This window comes from uncultured Psychrobacter sp., assembly GCF_947500265.1.
Lineage (GTDB): Bacteria > Pseudomonadota > Gammaproteobacteria > Pseudomonadales > Moraxellaceae > Psychrobacter.
This window is the reverse complement of the sequence record NZ_CANMRN010000018.1, coordinates 1-1,294: the sequence shown is the minus strand read 5'-3', so window position 1 is coordinate 1,294 and position 1,294 is coordinate 1. Positions and strand designations below refer to the sequence as shown.

At 45.8% G+C, this 1,294-nt stretch carries 1 protein-coding gene; it reads left to right on the top strand.

The window, feature by feature from the left end; genetic code table 11:
• On the top strand, positions 1-1,294 hold a 1,294-nt coding region (locus tag Q0788_RS13860), incomplete at both ends, for a Na+/H+ antiporter NhaC family protein (RefSeq protein WP_298811637.1).

Here is a 1,294-nt window from a genome sequence, read left to right as displayed (position 1 = left end):
TTTGGCTGGGTGCCGCATTTGTCTCTTATATTGGCCATCTGTGTACTAATGGCTATCGGTATGTACAAAGGACTCAGCTTTGATGACATGCAAGCACAAATGGCCTCAGGTGTCATGCGTGGTATTGGTGCCATCTATTTGTTCTTCTTTATTGGACTGATGGTTGCGGCTTTGATGATGTCAGGTGCGATTCCTACACTCATGTATGTAGGCTTTCAGCTGATATCACCTGAGTACTATTATATCTCTGCCTTTATCTTAACCTCTATTATCGGTATTGCATTGGGTAGTAGTTTGACGACTGCAGCAACGCTTGGCGTAGCGTTTATTGGTATGAGTAATGCTTTCGATGCCAATGTGGCGATAGCGGCAGGGGCTGTGGTATCAGGGGCATTCTTTGGCGATAAGATGTCGCCTTTGTCTGATACTTGTACGATTGCCTCTTCAGTAGTGGGTATCGATCTGTTTGAGCACATTCGTAATATGATGTATACGACAGTACCTGCATGGATACTGACGGTAATCTTGTTTTGGATGTTCTCAGGACAGACGACCAGTGCTGATCTGAGTCAAGTAATCATATTGCAAGGACAACTGATAGACAGTGGTCTGGTACATGGGTATTCGGTATTACCCTTTGTGGTATTGGTCGGACTAGCACTGTTTCGGGTTAATGCGATTTATACGATTATCTGTACTATTGCTGCGGCACTGATTATTACTTATGTTCATAGTTCACCGAGCTTTGGTCAGTTAGGCGGCTATCTGTTTGCAGGCTATGCACCCGCTGAGTCATTAGAGTTGGGTGAGGTAGGTGGTATGTTGTCGCGTGGCGGTGTACAGAGTATGTTCTTTACTCAGGCGATTGTGATACTGGCATTAAGCTTAGGTGGTCTGTTAACGGCACTGGGTATTCTGCCAGCACTGCTATCTGGTATTAAGGACACATTGACGACATCAGGGCGAGCTATCTTTGCTGCAGCGATGTCGGCACTAAGTATTAACGTGCTGATTGGTGAGCAGTATTTGAGTATCTTGTTGTCTGGTACGGCATTTCGGTCAACGTTTGAGCGCTTACATCTACATCCAAAGAATCTGTCTCGGACGATTGAGGATGCAGGAACGGTGATTAATCCGCTGGTGCCTTGGAGTGTGTGCGGGGTGTTTATCAGTCAGGCGTTAGGGGTGCCAGTATTAGATTATCTACCTTATGCGTTCTTCTGTTATTTGTCATTGCTATTGACGCTGCTATTCGGGTTTACGGGGCTGACGATTAGTCGGGTTAAAGAGGGGA